Source organism: Exiguobacterium sp. s145 (assembly GCF_018618835.1).
Lineage (GTDB): Bacteria > Bacillota > Bacilli > Exiguobacteriales > Exiguobacteriaceae > Exiguobacterium_A > Exiguobacterium_A artemiae.
Window position 1 is genome coordinate 35,248 of the sequence record NZ_JACSMV010000007.1, and the last position, 14,817, is coordinate 50,064.

Here is a 14,817-nt window from a genome sequence, read left to right on the forward strand (position 1 = left end):
TCTATTTCTTTAGTTCAACATGGGTATTGGTCTACTACCGTCATACAAATATGAATACGTATAGAAACGATCGGGAATTTTTTTGTTTTTCGTATGAAGCTTCAACGCGCTGAAGGCGACTTTCATCATCTCTTCAGCGGACTGGACGACTGTTGCGTCCATCGATTTCATGTCAACAGCTTCTAATATAGCACGATTCCCATCGATTCCGACAACTATTTTTCCGGAAATCTTTGCTTTTTTCAATGCTTCGAGGACACCCATCGCAATATCGTCATTGTGACAGTAGACTGCATCAAACGGAATTCCGGAGTCAATTACTTGCCGCATGACACGTTCGGATGTGACCGGATCGTAGTTTCCGCTGACCGAATCGACGATGGAAAGTGTCGGCTCATTTTCGATTCCTTTCAAGAATCCCCGGTGTCGTTCGTTTGTCGTATAGACATTTGCCGTACCTGTAATTTCAACGATACGCCCCGTTGATCGACCGGTCTGCTTAATCAACTCATTCTTAATATAGGAAGCCAGTTGTTCTCCGATCATTTGATTATTGGAGGTAATCGAACTGACGACCGCATCCGAGCGAATCATGCGATCGATCGCAAATACAGGAATCCCTGCTTTCTTGGCTTCTTCAATCGCACTTCCGATATAAACATCATCGAGTGTCGTGATGAAGATGGCATCGACCTTCAAATGAACGAACTCTAAAATCTGTTCCCGTTCACTGATTCGGGAATTTTGTGACGTCGCTACTAGTGCTTCATATTTATTTGCTTTCGCTTCCGCTTTAAAGGCATTGATCAACCGCTGTGCAAATTCATGTTTGTCGTTAACAATCGTAAATCCGACGATATTCCGTTTAGGACTGGTTTCCTTTTGGACAAATAGATTGGAAATGACGAGGACGGATGCAATCCAAATGATTAAGACCAACAACCAGGACTTATTGAACCTCATGCCTGCTCCTCCCGTCTCGGGAAAAAGAGTTGTACGGTCGTACCGACGCCCATCTTGCTGTCGACTTCGATTCGCCCGTTATGCTGACGGACGATTTGATTGGACATGAACAACCCTAACCCATTGCCATTAATCTTCGACGTATTGAACGCCTGACCGAGCATCTGAATCTGATATTCGTCCATTCCGACACCATTATCCTGGACGATAAACACAAACTGATCCGGATAGACATGAAGGTGAACGTGACAAATTCCGTCCGTTCCTTTTGATTCGACGGCATCCAGTGCGTTTCCGATACAATTCGATAACACTTGCAACAATCCGTTTTCCGAAGCATACAACGGCGGCATATGTGCCGGTGTATAAATCTTACAGTCCGCTTCGTAAGGGTGCGATTTCGATTCGAGGATAAACGTTAACTTTTCCATCATTTTTTTCATATCAATCTGTGCCATCGCCAGCGTCGTTTTATCATTTTTGGATAAATCGAGCATCGTCTGGATCAACTGATTGGCCCGGTCCAGTTCGGACAAGGCGATATCCATCATATCCGGATTATTTTGTTTTTCTTCCGACAGCAGTTGCAACGCCATCTTGACCGGTGTCAACGGGTTGCGGATTTCATGCGCAATTCCTGCGGCCAGTTGTCCGAGTGAGGCCAGTTTCTCCTGATGTAAGATAACCTGTTGCTGACTCAACTGTTCAACCCGCGCATGTTCCATCCGTTGCGCATACTCGTTGTAGGCGGAAACCAACGTCTTGATTTCATTGGAACCGGATCGCTCCAAAGTGATCGGTTGAGGCGTAGTACTTTTTTCGATTTTTTGAACAAGTTCCAATAGAGGTGCGGTCAGTTGACGGGATATCAAATACCCGACAATCAGACTCAGGACCAGCGTGAGTGCCGCAATGACCAAATATTGTTGCCGCGTCGTATACACCGGTTCATAAAAGACACTCCGAGGTGTCCGTACTAATATCTTCCAATCCGTCACTTTCAAATCACGTGCGAAATAGTACATATCTTTATTCGTACTAAAGATTTCGTATGGCTTTGTACTTTTAAAAGCCCGGTCAACCACACTTTGACTCAACAGACGCTCTTGATCGGTCACAAGATTTTTCGAGGTTGCGAGCGGCTCTCCCTGACTGTTGAATAAATAAGCCATCGTATCATCATCAAATGATTCCAGTGAGTTGCGAAAAACGATGGAATTCATGAGACTGAGTCCGCCGCCGAAGACCCCGACCCGCTCATTGCCGTTTCGAACAGAAACATACATATACGTCAGAGAATCGTTCGCTATGTCATACCGCGGACTCATATGAAAATCCGTGCTCGTCAAAGCTTGTAAAAAAGAATCATCCCGGCGAATATCCGCATCCGGAATACGCCGGTCTTCACTCGAAAACCAGGTGATTTTATCCGTTTTACGGTCATAATAAAAGAAACTCTTAAATCCGGTATCGATATCCAGCAAATTCGTATCACGGATGGCTCGATCAAGATTGTCCATATTCGTGACATTTAATTGAAGGCTCATAATTTTTTCATGTAAGTTCCCGACGCTGTCTCGTAATGCATTACTTGAGACTTCGACACTTTTTTCACTCTGTTTTTCTGTCTGCTGTTCGACTCGCGAAATCGTGACACGGTCTGCTGTAAAGGCAAGTGCCGAGATGACAAGACAAATAAGAATAAATAAAACAGCCGTGATTTGGAAAAAATAGGACCGCATCATCTTTTTCGTCTCCATCTTTTCACCCCTCCCTTATTTCTAGACAACTCAATTAGTATATCATGATATTCTCTTTCGGCAGACTCCTCTATTTTCATTCAACTTGAATCAATGGTACACTCTAAATAATCATTCTTTCCATACAAAAGGAGAATTTAGACTATGCTTGTTAAAAAAATCAGTCCCCGTGGTTATTGTTACGGTGTTGTTGATGCAATGAAGCTTGCTCAACAAGCTGCACTAAACGATAACTTGCCACGACCAATTCATATCCTGGGCATGATTGTCCATAATGCACACGTCACGCGTGAATTCGAACGGATGGGTGTGTTGACCGTAGACGGTCCCGACCGCTTGGAAGCACTCGAAACCATCAAAGAAGGAACCGTCATCTTTACAGCACACGGGATTTCGCCGGCTGTCTATGCCCGCGCTGCCGAGAAAAAACTGACTGTCGTCGATGCGACGTGTCCGGACGTCACCCGGACACATGACTTGATCCGCACTGTCGTCGCGGATGATTATGAAGTCATTTATGTCGGCAAACACGGTCACCCGGAACCGGAAGGCGCCGTTGGTGTCGCACCGGAACATGTTCACTTGATTGAAAAAGTCGAAGACATCGAAGCGTTGCCGGCTCACCTGGCCGACAAAAAAATCATCGTGACGAACCAAACGACGATGAGCCAATGGGACGTTCAGGCATTAATGGAACACGTCCGTAAAAAGTATCCGCACGTCGAAGTACACAATGAAATTTGTAATGCGACGCAAGTCCGGCAGGAAGCTGTTGCCGAACAAGCCGGTGATTGCGATCTCGTCATCGTCGTCGGCGATCCGCGTTCCAACAACTCGAATCGCTTGGCACAAGTTTCATTCGATATTGCCGCAACGCCGGCTCACCGGATCGGTGATTTAACGGAACTCGATCTATCGTGGCTCGACGGAGTCAACCAGGTCGGTGTAACGTCTGGTGCTTCAACGCCGACGCCGATCACTAAAAAAGTCATCGACTTCTTACAACAGTATGATCCTGCCGATATCAGCACACATGATAAGACGCCATTCCTCGAACTGCGCCGTATCTTACCAAAAGTTAAAATTCTTTAAAAAAAGATTCCCGACCGTATTTGACGGTCGGGAATCTTTTTTCATAGGAATTGAAACGGATTTGTATTCGTCTCTGACACAAACAATTCGACACCTTTGATGTTCTGTTTTTCAAACCGTTCTGTCAGCAGGTCAACGACACCCTGTTTCATGACCGACTCGACATGGTGGCCGGGATCAACTACGGCAAGCCCGAGTGCCATTGCATCGTGTGCGACATGGAAATATAAATCACCCGTCACCAATACATCTGCTCCGGCAAAGGCTGCCGTCGAAACATATTTATTGCCGTCTCCTCCTAATACTGCCACTTTTTGAACCAATCGATTCTCATCCCCGACAAACCGTAAGTTCTCGACGCCAAAAGCTGATCGTACCTGCTCGGCAAACGTCTTCAACGGAACAGCTTCTTCTAACCGACCAATCCGTCCGAGTCCGAGAGACGGAGCTGTAAGCTCTTGACGTATCACGTCATACGCAACTTCCTCGTACGGATGAGCTTGTTTCATTGCCCGAATGACCTGCTTTTGGTTTAATTCCGTGACAATCGTTTCAATCCGCACTTCTTTGACATGTTCCAGTTGGCCCGGTTGTCCTACATACGGATTCGCTTCCGCCGTTGCTTTAAATTGTCCGGTTCCCGTCGTATGGAACTGACAATCGCTGTATGCTCCGATATGGCCTGCTCCTGCTCGCCCTAACGCTTTCGAGACCTCTTCCACGGCAGATTCAGGAACGAAGACAACGAGTTTATAGAGGGTGTTTTCGAATGACGGAACGAGAACCGTTGTATCCGTGAGTCCTAATGCCGTTGCCATCAGATCATTCACGCCGCCTTGTGTGACATCCAGGTTTGTATGGGCGGCGTAGACAGCGATGTCGTGTTTGATACATTTCATGACGATACGACCCGCTGCTGATTGATCTGTCACTTTTGGTAATTTGCTAAAAATCGGCGGATGATGGGCAATGATCAAATCGATTTGTTTTTCAATTGCTTCGTCCACGACAGATTCAAGCACATCTAACGTAACAAGGACCCGCTTGACCTTTTTGTTAAGTGTTCCAATTTGTAAGCCAATCGGATCGCCTTCAAAGGCAAATTTTTTCGGCGCAAATGTCTCAAATTGTTCGATGACTTGTTGACCGTTTGCCATCAGTTCGTCACCTCTTTCATTTTTTCAATCAGCCGTTCGATGTTCGCCATTTTCTCCTGTAAGACGTCCGAATCATTTCCGCGTTGCATCTGTTCCAAGATGTATTGCCGCTTTTGCTGTTCCGTCTGCCACTTTTCAATAAATGCTGGTGCTTTTTCCCGTGTCAATTGCGGACCAAAATACAATTCCCAGTCCCGCTGTTTGCTATCGTCCGAATATAAAGATTCTTCTCCTTTTTCTGCGACAAGAATTTCATAAATTTTCTCATTTTCTTTAACAATTGCTTCCGAAAGCAGAGCATAGCCGTTCGCGAGCAACCATTTCCGTACATCGACCGCATCAACATTCGGTTGGAGAATCAGCCGTTCTTCTCCGGATAAGTGATTTTTACCTTCTTCCAAAATCGAAGCAATCAACGTACCGCCCATTCCGGCAATCGTTACCGCCGTCACTTCTCCCGGTGTCAAGACCGTCAGACCACTCCCAAGGCGGACATCGATTTTATCTTCCAATTGGACAAGCGCAACCTGTCCTTGCGCCGCTTCCATCGGTCCGACGTTGACTTCACCGGCAATCGCGCGTTCAATCAAGTTTTGTTGGAGACAGTAGCAAGGCACAAAAGCATGATCGGATCCGATGTCCGCGAGTACCGCCCCTTGTGGAATATAAGATACAACCTTTTGTAAACGTTGATCGAGTATGACGTTCGTTTGCATGTCTTTCATCCTTCCTGATTCATGTTCTCATTTAAAAATAGCGGACTTGGCGAAAAAAAGAAACCGTCGACTTGATTAAAATCACCACAAAAAAACATCCATCTCGGAGAAGAGACGGATGTTGATTCGCTTATTTCTTTGCAGCAAGCCATTTTGCTAAAGCAGCGGCTTCTTCGTCGTTCGCAAGACCGCCAGGCATTTGCCCTTTACCGTTCATAGCGATTTCTTTAATTTCTTCTTCTTTCAGCTTCGAACCGATCTTTGTTAAGTTCGGACCGACTCCACCTTCAAGATTTCCACCGTGGCATCCGGTACATCCTTTAGATGCAAACAGATCTTCCGGCTTCATTTCAGCTGTTGATGGACCTTTTTCAGCTTGTTTTACCTGATCGACCCCAAAGTATGACAATGAAATCATGGCGATGATGGCGATGATCGCAATCGATGCGAACGGTACTAACGGATTACGCATTTGGATTCCCCCCCATATTCTCTACCCAACCAAGTTGGTGACTGAATGGTATTCCCCGTTACTATTCTACTGTAAAAAAAACAGAGAAGGAAGAAAAAAACAAAACTTTTTCTCCCTTCTCACTAAAATTTCATATTTTCTTCACACTTTGAATTAATCAAGGAAATCTTTTAGACGTTTTGAACGACTTGGATGACGTAATTTCCGTAACGCTTTCGCCTCAATCTGACGAATCCGTTCACGTGTAACGCCAAATACTTTCCCGACTTCTTCAAGTGTCCGCGTCCGACCATCGTCTAGACCAAAACGAAGGCGCAAGACATTTTCTTCACGGTCCGTCAACGTATCGAGGACATCTTCAAGCTGTTCTTTTAACAACTCATACGCAGCCGCATCTTGAGGAGCTGTCGCATCTTGGTCTTCGATGAAGTCTCCGAGATGTGAATCGTCCTCTTCCCCGATTGGTGTCTCGAGCGATACCGGTTCTTGTGCAATCTTCAAAATCTCGCGTACTTTTTCCGGTGTGATTTCCATTTCTTTCGAAATCTCTTCCGGAGTCGGTTCACGTCCTAAATCCTGAAGTAACTGACGTTGGACACGGATCAGTTTGTTGATCGTTTCAACCATATGAACCGGAATCCGGATCGTCCGTGCTTGGTCGGCAATTGCACGTGTGATTGCCTGACGAATCCACCAGGTCGCATACGTCGAGAATTTATAGCCTTTTGTATAGTCAAACTTTTCAACTGCTTTGATCAGTCCCATGTTTCCTTCTTGGATCAAATCAAGGAACAGCATGCCGCGACCGACATAACGCTTCGCAATCGAAACGACAAGGCGTAAGTTCGCTTCCGCTAAACGCTTCTTGGCTTCTTCATCATTCTGTTCGATTCGTTTTGCGAGTTCGACTTCATCTTCTGCATTCAACAGATCGACACGGCCGATTTCTTTCAAGTACATCCGGACCGGGTCATTAATTTTGACGCCCGGTGGGACCGAAAGATCGTTTAAATCCGCTTCTTCCTTGTCATCACCCGTTCCGTCATTGTTGACCTTGATGCCTTCAGTTTCGAGCAGTTGAAGGAATTCTTCGAATTGTTGTGCATCCATCGATTCAAACGAACTGAGTTTATCCTCGATTTTTTGATGCGATAGTTCACCATTCTTGTGTCCGAGCGCGATTAGTTCATCCTTCGCGAGACGGAGTATTTCTGCTTCTGATCTTGCTTTTTCTGCCATCGAACCATACACTCCTTCCACATCATGCAACAGGTCATCGATCTTTCAAACGCCGTTTCCGTTCGATGATCGCCTGCATTAGCTCCGCTTGAGCACGGATATCTGTTTGTTGACTTAACTGTGACTTTTCTTCGTCCAGCGTCCGTCGTTGTCGTTCATTTTGAACGGCACGAATATAATGACTCAATAAATCCGGATCGTATTCCGGCATTAACATAAACTCTAGATCCGCCACGATCCGCTGAAGCGATGCATCGTGGAGCATCGTCAGGAAACGATCGGGATCCGCTGGGGTGTTTGTTCCGTAAAATTCATATAGTTTCCCTGCAATCAACTGATGAGCCGGATCATTAAACGCCACACCAAGCTGATCACGTACCTCAAGACCCACTTCCTCGGAACGAATCATATAAGCAAGCAGAAAACGTTCAGCTCGTTTCCAATTCGAGAAGGTCCGGTCTTGAGGAGAAGAGGTCACGACTTGCGTCTCTTGCCGCCGCTCTTGTTTCGGTTTAGCTTGTTGCAGTTGCAACGGCTTAACTTGCGACAACAGGGATTCTTTCGACAAGTGAAACTCTTCCGCCAGTTTCCCTAAATAGATATCGCGTAACAATGGATTGGACGTTCGACCAATCTCCTCAAGCATAGTTTCAATATAACGGACCCGTTCTCCTTCTAATCGAAGGTTTTTTCCTTGGCGAAAATAAAAAGATTTGAATTCAAGGCTTGAAATCCGTTCCTGCTCGATGACACGAAGAAAGGTCTCTTCCGATTGTGCGCCGATAAAAGAATCGGGGTCTTCTCCATCCGGAAGACGAATCACAGAACAATCGACCGCAACATCCTCTAATAAGCGTAATGCTTTTAGTGTCGCGGCACGTCCCGCTTTGTCTCCATCATAACAAACTATGACTTCATCGACGATTCTCCCTAAATTTTGAGCATGTACAGGAGTCAGTGCCGTCCCGAGAGAAGCTACCGTATAGGGTATACCCGCTTGAGCGACACGTACAACATCTAAATTCCCTTCCACCAACACAACTTGCTTATTTTTTCGCATGGCACCACGCGCCTGTGCGAAACCAAACAGCAATTCGCTTTTATTAAAAAGAGGGGTTTCCGCTGTATTGACATATTTCGGGTCTCTTCCGTCAATGGAGCGACCACTGAATCCAACAATCGTGCCATCACGATCTGAAATTGGAAATACGACCCGTCCGTTGAATCGATCGCGGTAATCGCCATCTCTGCCTATAGAAATCAGTCCTGCTTCGACCATCTCATCCAAGTCGAAGTTACGCCGTGCCAATGAATCCACCGTAAACCGGCCTTGATCTGGTGCGTAACCGAGTTTAAACTCCCGCATCGCGGATTCTTGGATGCCCCGCTGTTCAAGGTATTCTCTTCCGGCGTCACCAGCGGCTGTCTGCAACATGACTTCATGGTACAGATCCGCCACAATCCGGTGCGCTTCCCGCATTCGGTATTTCTTTTCCTGATCGGGTGTTGACTCCGTTTGATCAGACCGTTCAAATTCCGGTAACTTGATGTCTGTTCGATCCGCCAGCTTGACGACCGCTTCCGGAAAACTCATCCCTTCCGTCTCCATGACAAAAGTAATGGCGTTTCCACCCGCTCCACATCCGAAACAATAATACATGCCTTTATCCGGAGAAACAGAAAAAGAAGGGGATTTTTCAGAGTGAAATGGACATAACCCTGAATAACGATTCCCTTGTTTTTTTAATTCTACACGTTCTGATATCAATTCAACGATATCCGTTGCTTGTCGGACTTGGTCAACCAATTCGTCAGGAAGCCGTTTCAATTGGTCACCTCTCCTTTCGAACGTTTATATACATATACCCGCAATGAAACGGAACGAATACTCGTTCCGTTTCATTAGAAAATTTGCATCATCTCATTAAGCAGCTAGATTAGTATACTACGTGAAACCATACTTTACTAGTCATGTGATTTGCCGGAAATTCCTGTCAAAATGAGATTCGCCGTTTCCTCAACCGCTTTGTTCGTCACATCGATGACTTGACAGCCGATCCGGTCATACAGTTTTTTCGCATAATCGAGTTCACGGTTGATTCGATCCATCTGTGCGTACGCCGCTTCCGGTTTCAGTCCAAGCGACCGCAGCCGTTCCATCCGGATATCAATCAACTTCTCTGGAGAAATCAATAATCCAAAACATTTTTCTTTTGGAATATCAAACAGTTCTTCCGGTGGAATCGATTCCGGAACGAGCGGTACATTCGCCACTTTATACCGTTTCAGCGCCAAGTACTGAGAGAGCGGGGTCTTCGAGGTGCGTGATACACCAATCAGAACGATATCCGCCCGTTTGATGCCGCGCGGATCGCGACCGTCATCATATTTCACGGCAAATTCAACGGCTTCAATTTTCCGGAAATACTCTTCATCCAACCGATAAATCAGTCCTGGTTCTTCTTTCGGTTGCATCCCGAGACGCCCCTCCATCGTATCCAGTAACGGTCCGAGTAAATCGATTGCCTTAACTTGATGCGCTTGTGCTGTTTCCGCAAGAAGCCGGCGATGGGTGGCATGAACGATCGTGTAGACGATTGTCGCCCGCTCTTCTTTTGCATGTAACACTAAATCGTAAATGACCTGATCGTCGTCCACGAATGGAATCCGGACCGTTTCAATCGCTTGCTCCGGAAACTGGATCGCTGCTGCCCGCACGACCAGTTCACACGTCTCACCGACCGAGTCACTCACTACATAAATACGTTGTCTCATCTGCGAACCTCCTCTTAAAGTTCTTCATCTCGTGCCAACGCGACCAATACTTTCGTCATGTTCGTCTTTGTCATCCGTCCGACGACTTTTAAGATCCCGTCGACCTGTTCGACGACCGGCATGGAATCGATCTGTTTTTCGATGAGTTTCATCCCTGCTCCAATCAACGTCTCTGATTTCTCACAAACCGTCAGATTCGGCATCCGTGTCATGATGATGTTAACCGGTAACGAGTCCAACTCCTGATTCCCGATTGCCGCCCGTAAAAAATCTTTACGTGACAGGACACCGACTAACGCATGATCTTTTCCGACGACGAACAACGAACCGACGTCTTCGAGGAACAAATGGACGATCGCATCATAAACCGTCATCCCTTCATGAATGACTTTCGCAGAAGACATGAATTCGCCAACGGTCAACGTATCCAATTTTTCATGTAACATGGAGGTATTTTTTTTACCGACATACATATAACCGACGCGTGGACGTGCTTCCAGCATTCCAGTCATCGTCAAAATGGATAAGTCCGGACGCAGGGTCGCCCGTGTCAAGGAGAGTTCAGATGCAATCTGCTCTCCTGTGATCGGACCGTTTTCTTTGACGATTTGGAGTATTTTTTTCTGCCGTTCATTTAACTTCATCGGCTCATCCGTCCTTTATTCACACTAAAGTGAGTGCATTGAATCGTGCGACTTGTTCGATTGCCGTCGCAAATCGTTTCATCTCGCTGAGACGATTCGTGCGAACTGCTTCGTCATCCGCCATGATCATCGTTCCGTCAAAATAAGCCGTGATGGCCGGAACACTCGATTCAAGGACTTGAATCGCCTGGTCATAGTCAGAAGCTTGTACAGCGGCTTCGACTTTCGGAATCAGTTGCTCGATTTGTTCATGCAAGTCACGTTCGGCATCATTTTCAAAGAGCGCCGGGTTTACTGCAACAACCGTTTCGGCTTTTTTCGAGATGTTTAAGACACGGCTGAGTTGCTCCACGGTCTTCTTAAAGGTTGGTTGTTGTGTGGCCTGTTCAAGCATCGATGCCCGTTTTTCATTGGCTTCGACCGTAAGCTTCGGATCAAGAGCCGCTTCGATGACATCATGACGATATCCTTTTTCCGACAGGCGGAACTTCAAACGCTGATTAAAGAAGTCTTCCATTGCTGCTTTAACTGTTTCTGCATCTGCTTGATAAAGACCTGCTTTTAATTGAGCAGATACGACGAAATCAATCAGCTCCGACAACGTCATCTCAATCTGACGGTCCGAAAGAATCTGAACGATTCCTTGTGCCTGGCGGCGTAAGGCATACGGATCAGCAGAACCGCTTGGAATCATACCGACACCGAAGAAGCCGGCCACACTGTCCATTTTGTCAAGAACGGCTAATACCGTACCGGTTGGTGTGCTTGGACTTTCATCTCCGGCAAAGCGCGGTAAGTAATGTTCCCGGATTGCTGCCGCGACTTCAACGTCTTCGCCTTTCATGTTGGCGTAACGTTCGCCCATCATCCCTTGCAGTTCTGTAAATTCATATACCATCTGGCTGACAAGATCGAATTTATAAATCGTTCCCGCCCGCTCGACTTTCGTCGAATTGGCATTAAATCGTTCCGCCAACTGTAAAGCCATCTCACGCACACGACGAACTTTTTCACCTGTCGTTCCAAGTTTTTCATGGAAGACGATTTTATCAAGTCGCGCTGCCTGGGCATCGATGTCGGCTTTTTTATCTTCTTCATAGAAGAACTGGGCATCGGCAAGACGTGCCCGGATGACTTTCTCATTTCCGCGGGCCACATTCTCGATATGTGTCGCATTCCCGTTACGGACCGTAACGAAATAATGGAGTAACGTCCCGTCTTTTTTAACCGGGAAGTAACGCTGGTGTTCCTTCATCGTCGTAATGAGGACTTCTTCCGGAAGTTCGAGATAAGCTTCGTCAAATGCTCCGAATAATGCTGTCGGGTATTCGACGAGATTCGTGACTTCTTCAAGCAACGCCGGATCAATCGGGACTTCAAAGCCTTCTTGTTCACTGAGCTGTTGAATTTGCTCTTCAATCAGCTGACGACGCTGTTCATAACTGGCGATAACATGTTCTCCCGCCAGCGCTTCGACGTAGGCGTTCGGTCGTAAAATCGTAATATCCTGTCCGAGGAAACGGTGTCCGCGTGACGTCCGCCCGGTTGCCACATCTGCCACTTCAAACGGAATTACTTGATCGTCCAGTAAGGCGATCATCCAACGAATCGGACGCATGTAGCGTAACGATTGTGTGCTCCAACGCATGTTTTTCGGGAACGACATCGCTTCGACGATTTGTTTCAATCCCGGCAGAAGTGTTGCCGTTTCTTGTCCCGACTCTTTGCGGGTCGCGAAGATATACTCGACACCCTTCTCTTCTTGAAGGAACAGATCATCCGTTGTCAAACCTTTACCGCGCGCAAATCCTTGTGCGGCTTTTGTCCAGTTGCCGTCTTCATCCTGAGCAATCCGCTTCGCCGGTCCTTTGAGCGTCTCTTCTAAGTCCGTCTGACGTTCAGACATTCCGGTTACGAGAACGGCTAAACGACGTGGAGTTGAAAACGACTCAATCGTATCGAACGTAATGCGTGCTTCATTTAAAAATGTCGTCACACGTTCTTTTAATTGTGTCTCGGATTGTAAGACAAAACGGGCCGGCATTTCTTCAAGACCGATTTCAAGTAATAACTCATGCATGCGATTCACCAGCTTTCGATTTAATCAATGGGAAGCCTAGACGTTCCCGTTCTTCGATGAAGCTTTGCGCACAACGGCGCGACATGTTCCGGACGCGGTGAATGAACCCAGTCCGTTCCGTAACGGAAATCGCTCCTTTGGCATCCAGCAGATTAAACGTATGAGAACATTTTAAGATGTAGTCATACGCTGGGAAGACCAGGTTCTCATCGAGTGCCCGGTTCGCTTCTTTTTCATACTGATCGAACAATGTGAACAAGAGATCGACATCCGATGTCTCAAACGTGTACTTCGAATGTTCGAATTCCGGTTGATAGAAAATATCGCCGTATTTAAAGCCGTCTGTCCAAACCAAATCAAAGACACTTTCGACATCCTGGATATACGACGCGAGGCGTTCGATTCCGTATGTGATTTCAACGGCAATCGGATTACATTCAATCCCACCGACTTGTTGGAAGTATGTGAACTGTGTAATTTCCATTCCGTTTAACCAGACTTCCCATCCGAGTCCGGCTGCACCGAACGTCGGGTTTTCCCAGTTGTCTTCAACGAAACGAATATCATGTTCAAGCGGATTAATCCCGAGCAGTTCAAGACTTTGTAAGTACAGCTCCTGAATGTTGTCCGGCGACGGCTTCATGATGACTTGGAACTGGTGATGTTGATACAAACGGTTCGGATTTTCCCCGTAACGTCCATCCGCCGGACGCCGTGATGGTTCTGTATAACAGACGTTCCATGGTTCTGGTCCAAGACTCCGTAAAAATGTCATCGGATTCATTGTTCCGGCACCTTTCTCGACGTCATAGGCCTGCATCGTCAAGCACCCTTGCTCAGCCCAAAATTTTTGCAGTGTTAAGATCATTTCCTGTACTGTCATCTTCAAGACTTCCACCTCCAAATTTATGCGGGAACGCAAAAACGTCCCTATGTACAACAAGGTTGTACATAGGGACGAGACGAGCCCGCGGTTCCACCCTACTTGCATGCGTCCGCATGCCACTCTTTGACCAGGAACACTCAAAAATGCCGTTCACACCTGCTTCATTTCCGGCTCGCACTATCCCGAAATCGCTTGACTGAACATCAGGTGTTACTCCTTTTTCTCATCGTGTTCGTTTAGTTAGTTCTTCCGCACTTATTCTACCGAACGTACGGCGTATCTGTCAATCGTCTCCAAGATTCAGCAATTGATCGAGAACCCGTTTTGAACGGAGGCGGAGTCCGCTGTACCGTTCCATGTAGGCATCCATGATTTGACGCAACAAACGTTTCGTCTCCGGCTTCACATCGACTGTCCCGATCCGGGAAAAATCATACACAGAAAAAACATACAGCATCTTGGCCACGGATTCCGTCAAAGAAACAGCATGTTCATCTTCCTGACGGTGTCGTCTGCAAAGCAAACCACCGTGGTTCAATGAGAAGGCGAACGGTGCTTCCACACTGCCGCAAACCGTACAGCCGTTTAAGTGCGGTGCGATTCCCAGATGACTCAGTAAGCGGAGTTCCACTATAAAGGACACGACATCCGGATCGAGCCCTTCATCCATTGCCTCAAGACCATCGACGAACAAATCATACAGTGCCGGTTGCGGCACCCGTTCATCAAGTGCTTTGTCCGCCAGTTCAAGGAGGTACATCGCATAAGCCATCAAAAAGACGTCCTGACGAATCTTTGAATACCCTGTGATGACATCTGCTGATTTCAATTGACCGAGACCCCGCGAACGCGGGTAGACATAAATCGCTCGGACGAACGGCTGGCTCGCTGCGTTAAAACGGCTGCCGGGTTTTTTAGCACCACGGGCCATGACGGCGAGCTTGCCATATTCACGCGTTAACAGTGTAATGATTTTATTCGATTCACCATACACGACCGTCCGTAAAACAAGCCCTTCCGCCTTATCAATCAT

13 protein-coding genes are annotated in these 14,817 nt (G+C 46.8%); 1 reads left to right on the forward strand and 12 read right to left on the reverse strand.

Annotated elements, in window-relative coordinates:
* Positions 1–9: 9 nt before the first annotated feature.
* Together KNQ07_RS07820 and KNQ07_RS07825 are read right to left on the reverse strand one after the other, a co-directional pair.
* Entirely contained in the window at positions 10–963 is a 954-nt protein-coding gene (locus KNQ07_RS07820) for a sugar ABC transporter substrate-binding protein (RefSeq protein ID WP_012369742.1), read from the reverse strand.
* A complete protein-coding gene (locus KNQ07_RS07825) occupies positions 960–2,723 on the reverse strand; it encodes a sensor histidine kinase (protein WP_214765938.1) in 1,764 nt (587 codons plus the stop codon). The genes KNQ07_RS07820 and KNQ07_RS07825 overlap by 4 nt, the downstream gene beginning before the upstream one ends.
* A 144-nt stretch (positions 2,724–2,867) precedes the next feature.
* On the opposite strand from KNQ07_RS07825, the gene KNQ07_RS07830 reads away from it, so the two are divergent.
* Complete coding sequence (locus tag KNQ07_RS07830) at positions 2,868–3,815, forward strand: 4-hydroxy-3-methylbut-2-enyl diphosphate reductase (RefSeq protein WP_131503963.1); 948 nt, start codon at positions 2,868–2,870, stop codon at positions 3,813–3,815.
* Between the two features lie 41 nt (positions 3,816–3,856).
* On the opposite strand, the gene KNQ07_RS07835 is transcribed toward KNQ07_RS07830, so the two are convergent.
* The 10 genes from KNQ07_RS07835 to recO form a co-directional block, all read right to left on the reverse strand.
* Complete coding sequence (locus tag KNQ07_RS07835) at positions 3,857–4,972, reverse strand: Nif3-like dinuclear metal center hexameric protein (protein ID WP_214765940.1); 1,116 nt, start codon at positions 4,970–4,972, stop codon at positions 3,857–3,859.
* Positions 4,972–5,688 carry a tRNA (adenine(22)-N(1))-methyltransferase gene (locus KNQ07_RS07840; protein ID WP_214765942.1) on the reverse strand — a complete coding sequence of 239 codons (717 nt, stop codon included), beginning with the start codon at positions 5,686–5,688 and terminating at the stop codon, positions 4,972–4,974. Before KNQ07_RS07840 ends, KNQ07_RS07835 begins: the two co-directional genes overlap by 1 nt.
* 130 nt (positions 5,689–5,818) lie before the next feature.
* Positions 5,819–6,160 (reverse strand): cytochrome c550, encoded by a 342-nt coding sequence (cccA, locus tag KNQ07_RS07845; RefSeq protein WP_012369737.1) that lies wholly within the window; start codon positions 6,158–6,160, stop codon positions 5,819–5,821.
* A gap of 153 nt (positions 6,161–6,313) precedes the next feature.
* Positions 6,314–7,399 (reverse strand): RNA polymerase sigma factor RpoD, encoded by a 1,086-nt coding sequence (gene rpoD, locus KNQ07_RS07850; protein ID WP_012369736.1) that lies wholly within the window; start codon positions 7,397–7,399, stop codon positions 6,314–6,316.
* Between the two features lie 34 nt (positions 7,400–7,433).
* Positions 7,434–9,227: a DNA primase gene (gene dnaG / locus KNQ07_RS07855; protein WP_214765944.1), complete on the reverse strand. Its 1,794-nt coding sequence runs from the start codon at positions 9,225–9,227 to the stop codon at positions 7,434–7,436.
* A 137-nt stretch (positions 9,228–9,364) separates the two neighbouring features.
* Entirely contained in the window at positions 9,365–10,174 is an 810-nt protein-coding gene (locus KNQ07_RS07860) for a pyruvate, water dikinase regulatory protein (protein ID WP_214765946.1), read from the reverse strand.
* Between the two features lie 14 nt (positions 10,175–10,188).
* On the reverse strand, positions 10,189–10,818 hold the full coding sequence (gene ccpN / locus KNQ07_RS07865) for a transcriptional regulator CcpN (RefSeq protein ID WP_026828978.1): 630 nt from the start codon (positions 10,816–10,818) through the stop codon (positions 10,189–10,191).
* A gap of 19 nt (positions 10,819–10,837) precedes the next feature.
* Positions 10,838–12,898 (reverse strand): glycine--tRNA ligase subunit beta, encoded by a 2,061-nt coding sequence (gene glyS / locus KNQ07_RS07870; RefSeq protein ID WP_214765948.1) that lies wholly within the window; start codon positions 12,896–12,898, stop codon positions 10,838–10,840.
* Positions 12,891–13,781, reverse strand: a complete 891-nt coding sequence (gene glyQ, locus KNQ07_RS07875; protein ID WP_012369731.1) for a glycine--tRNA ligase subunit alpha — start codon at positions 13,779–13,781, stop codon at positions 12,891–12,893. The genes glyS and glyQ overlap by 8 nt, the downstream gene beginning before the upstream one ends.
* 286 nt (positions 13,782–14,067) lie before the next feature.
* Positions 14,068–14,817 carry a DNA repair protein RecO gene (recO, locus tag KNQ07_RS07880; protein WP_214765951.1) on the reverse strand — a complete coding sequence of 250 codons (750 nt, stop codon included), beginning with the start codon at positions 14,815–14,817 and terminating at the stop codon, positions 14,068–14,070.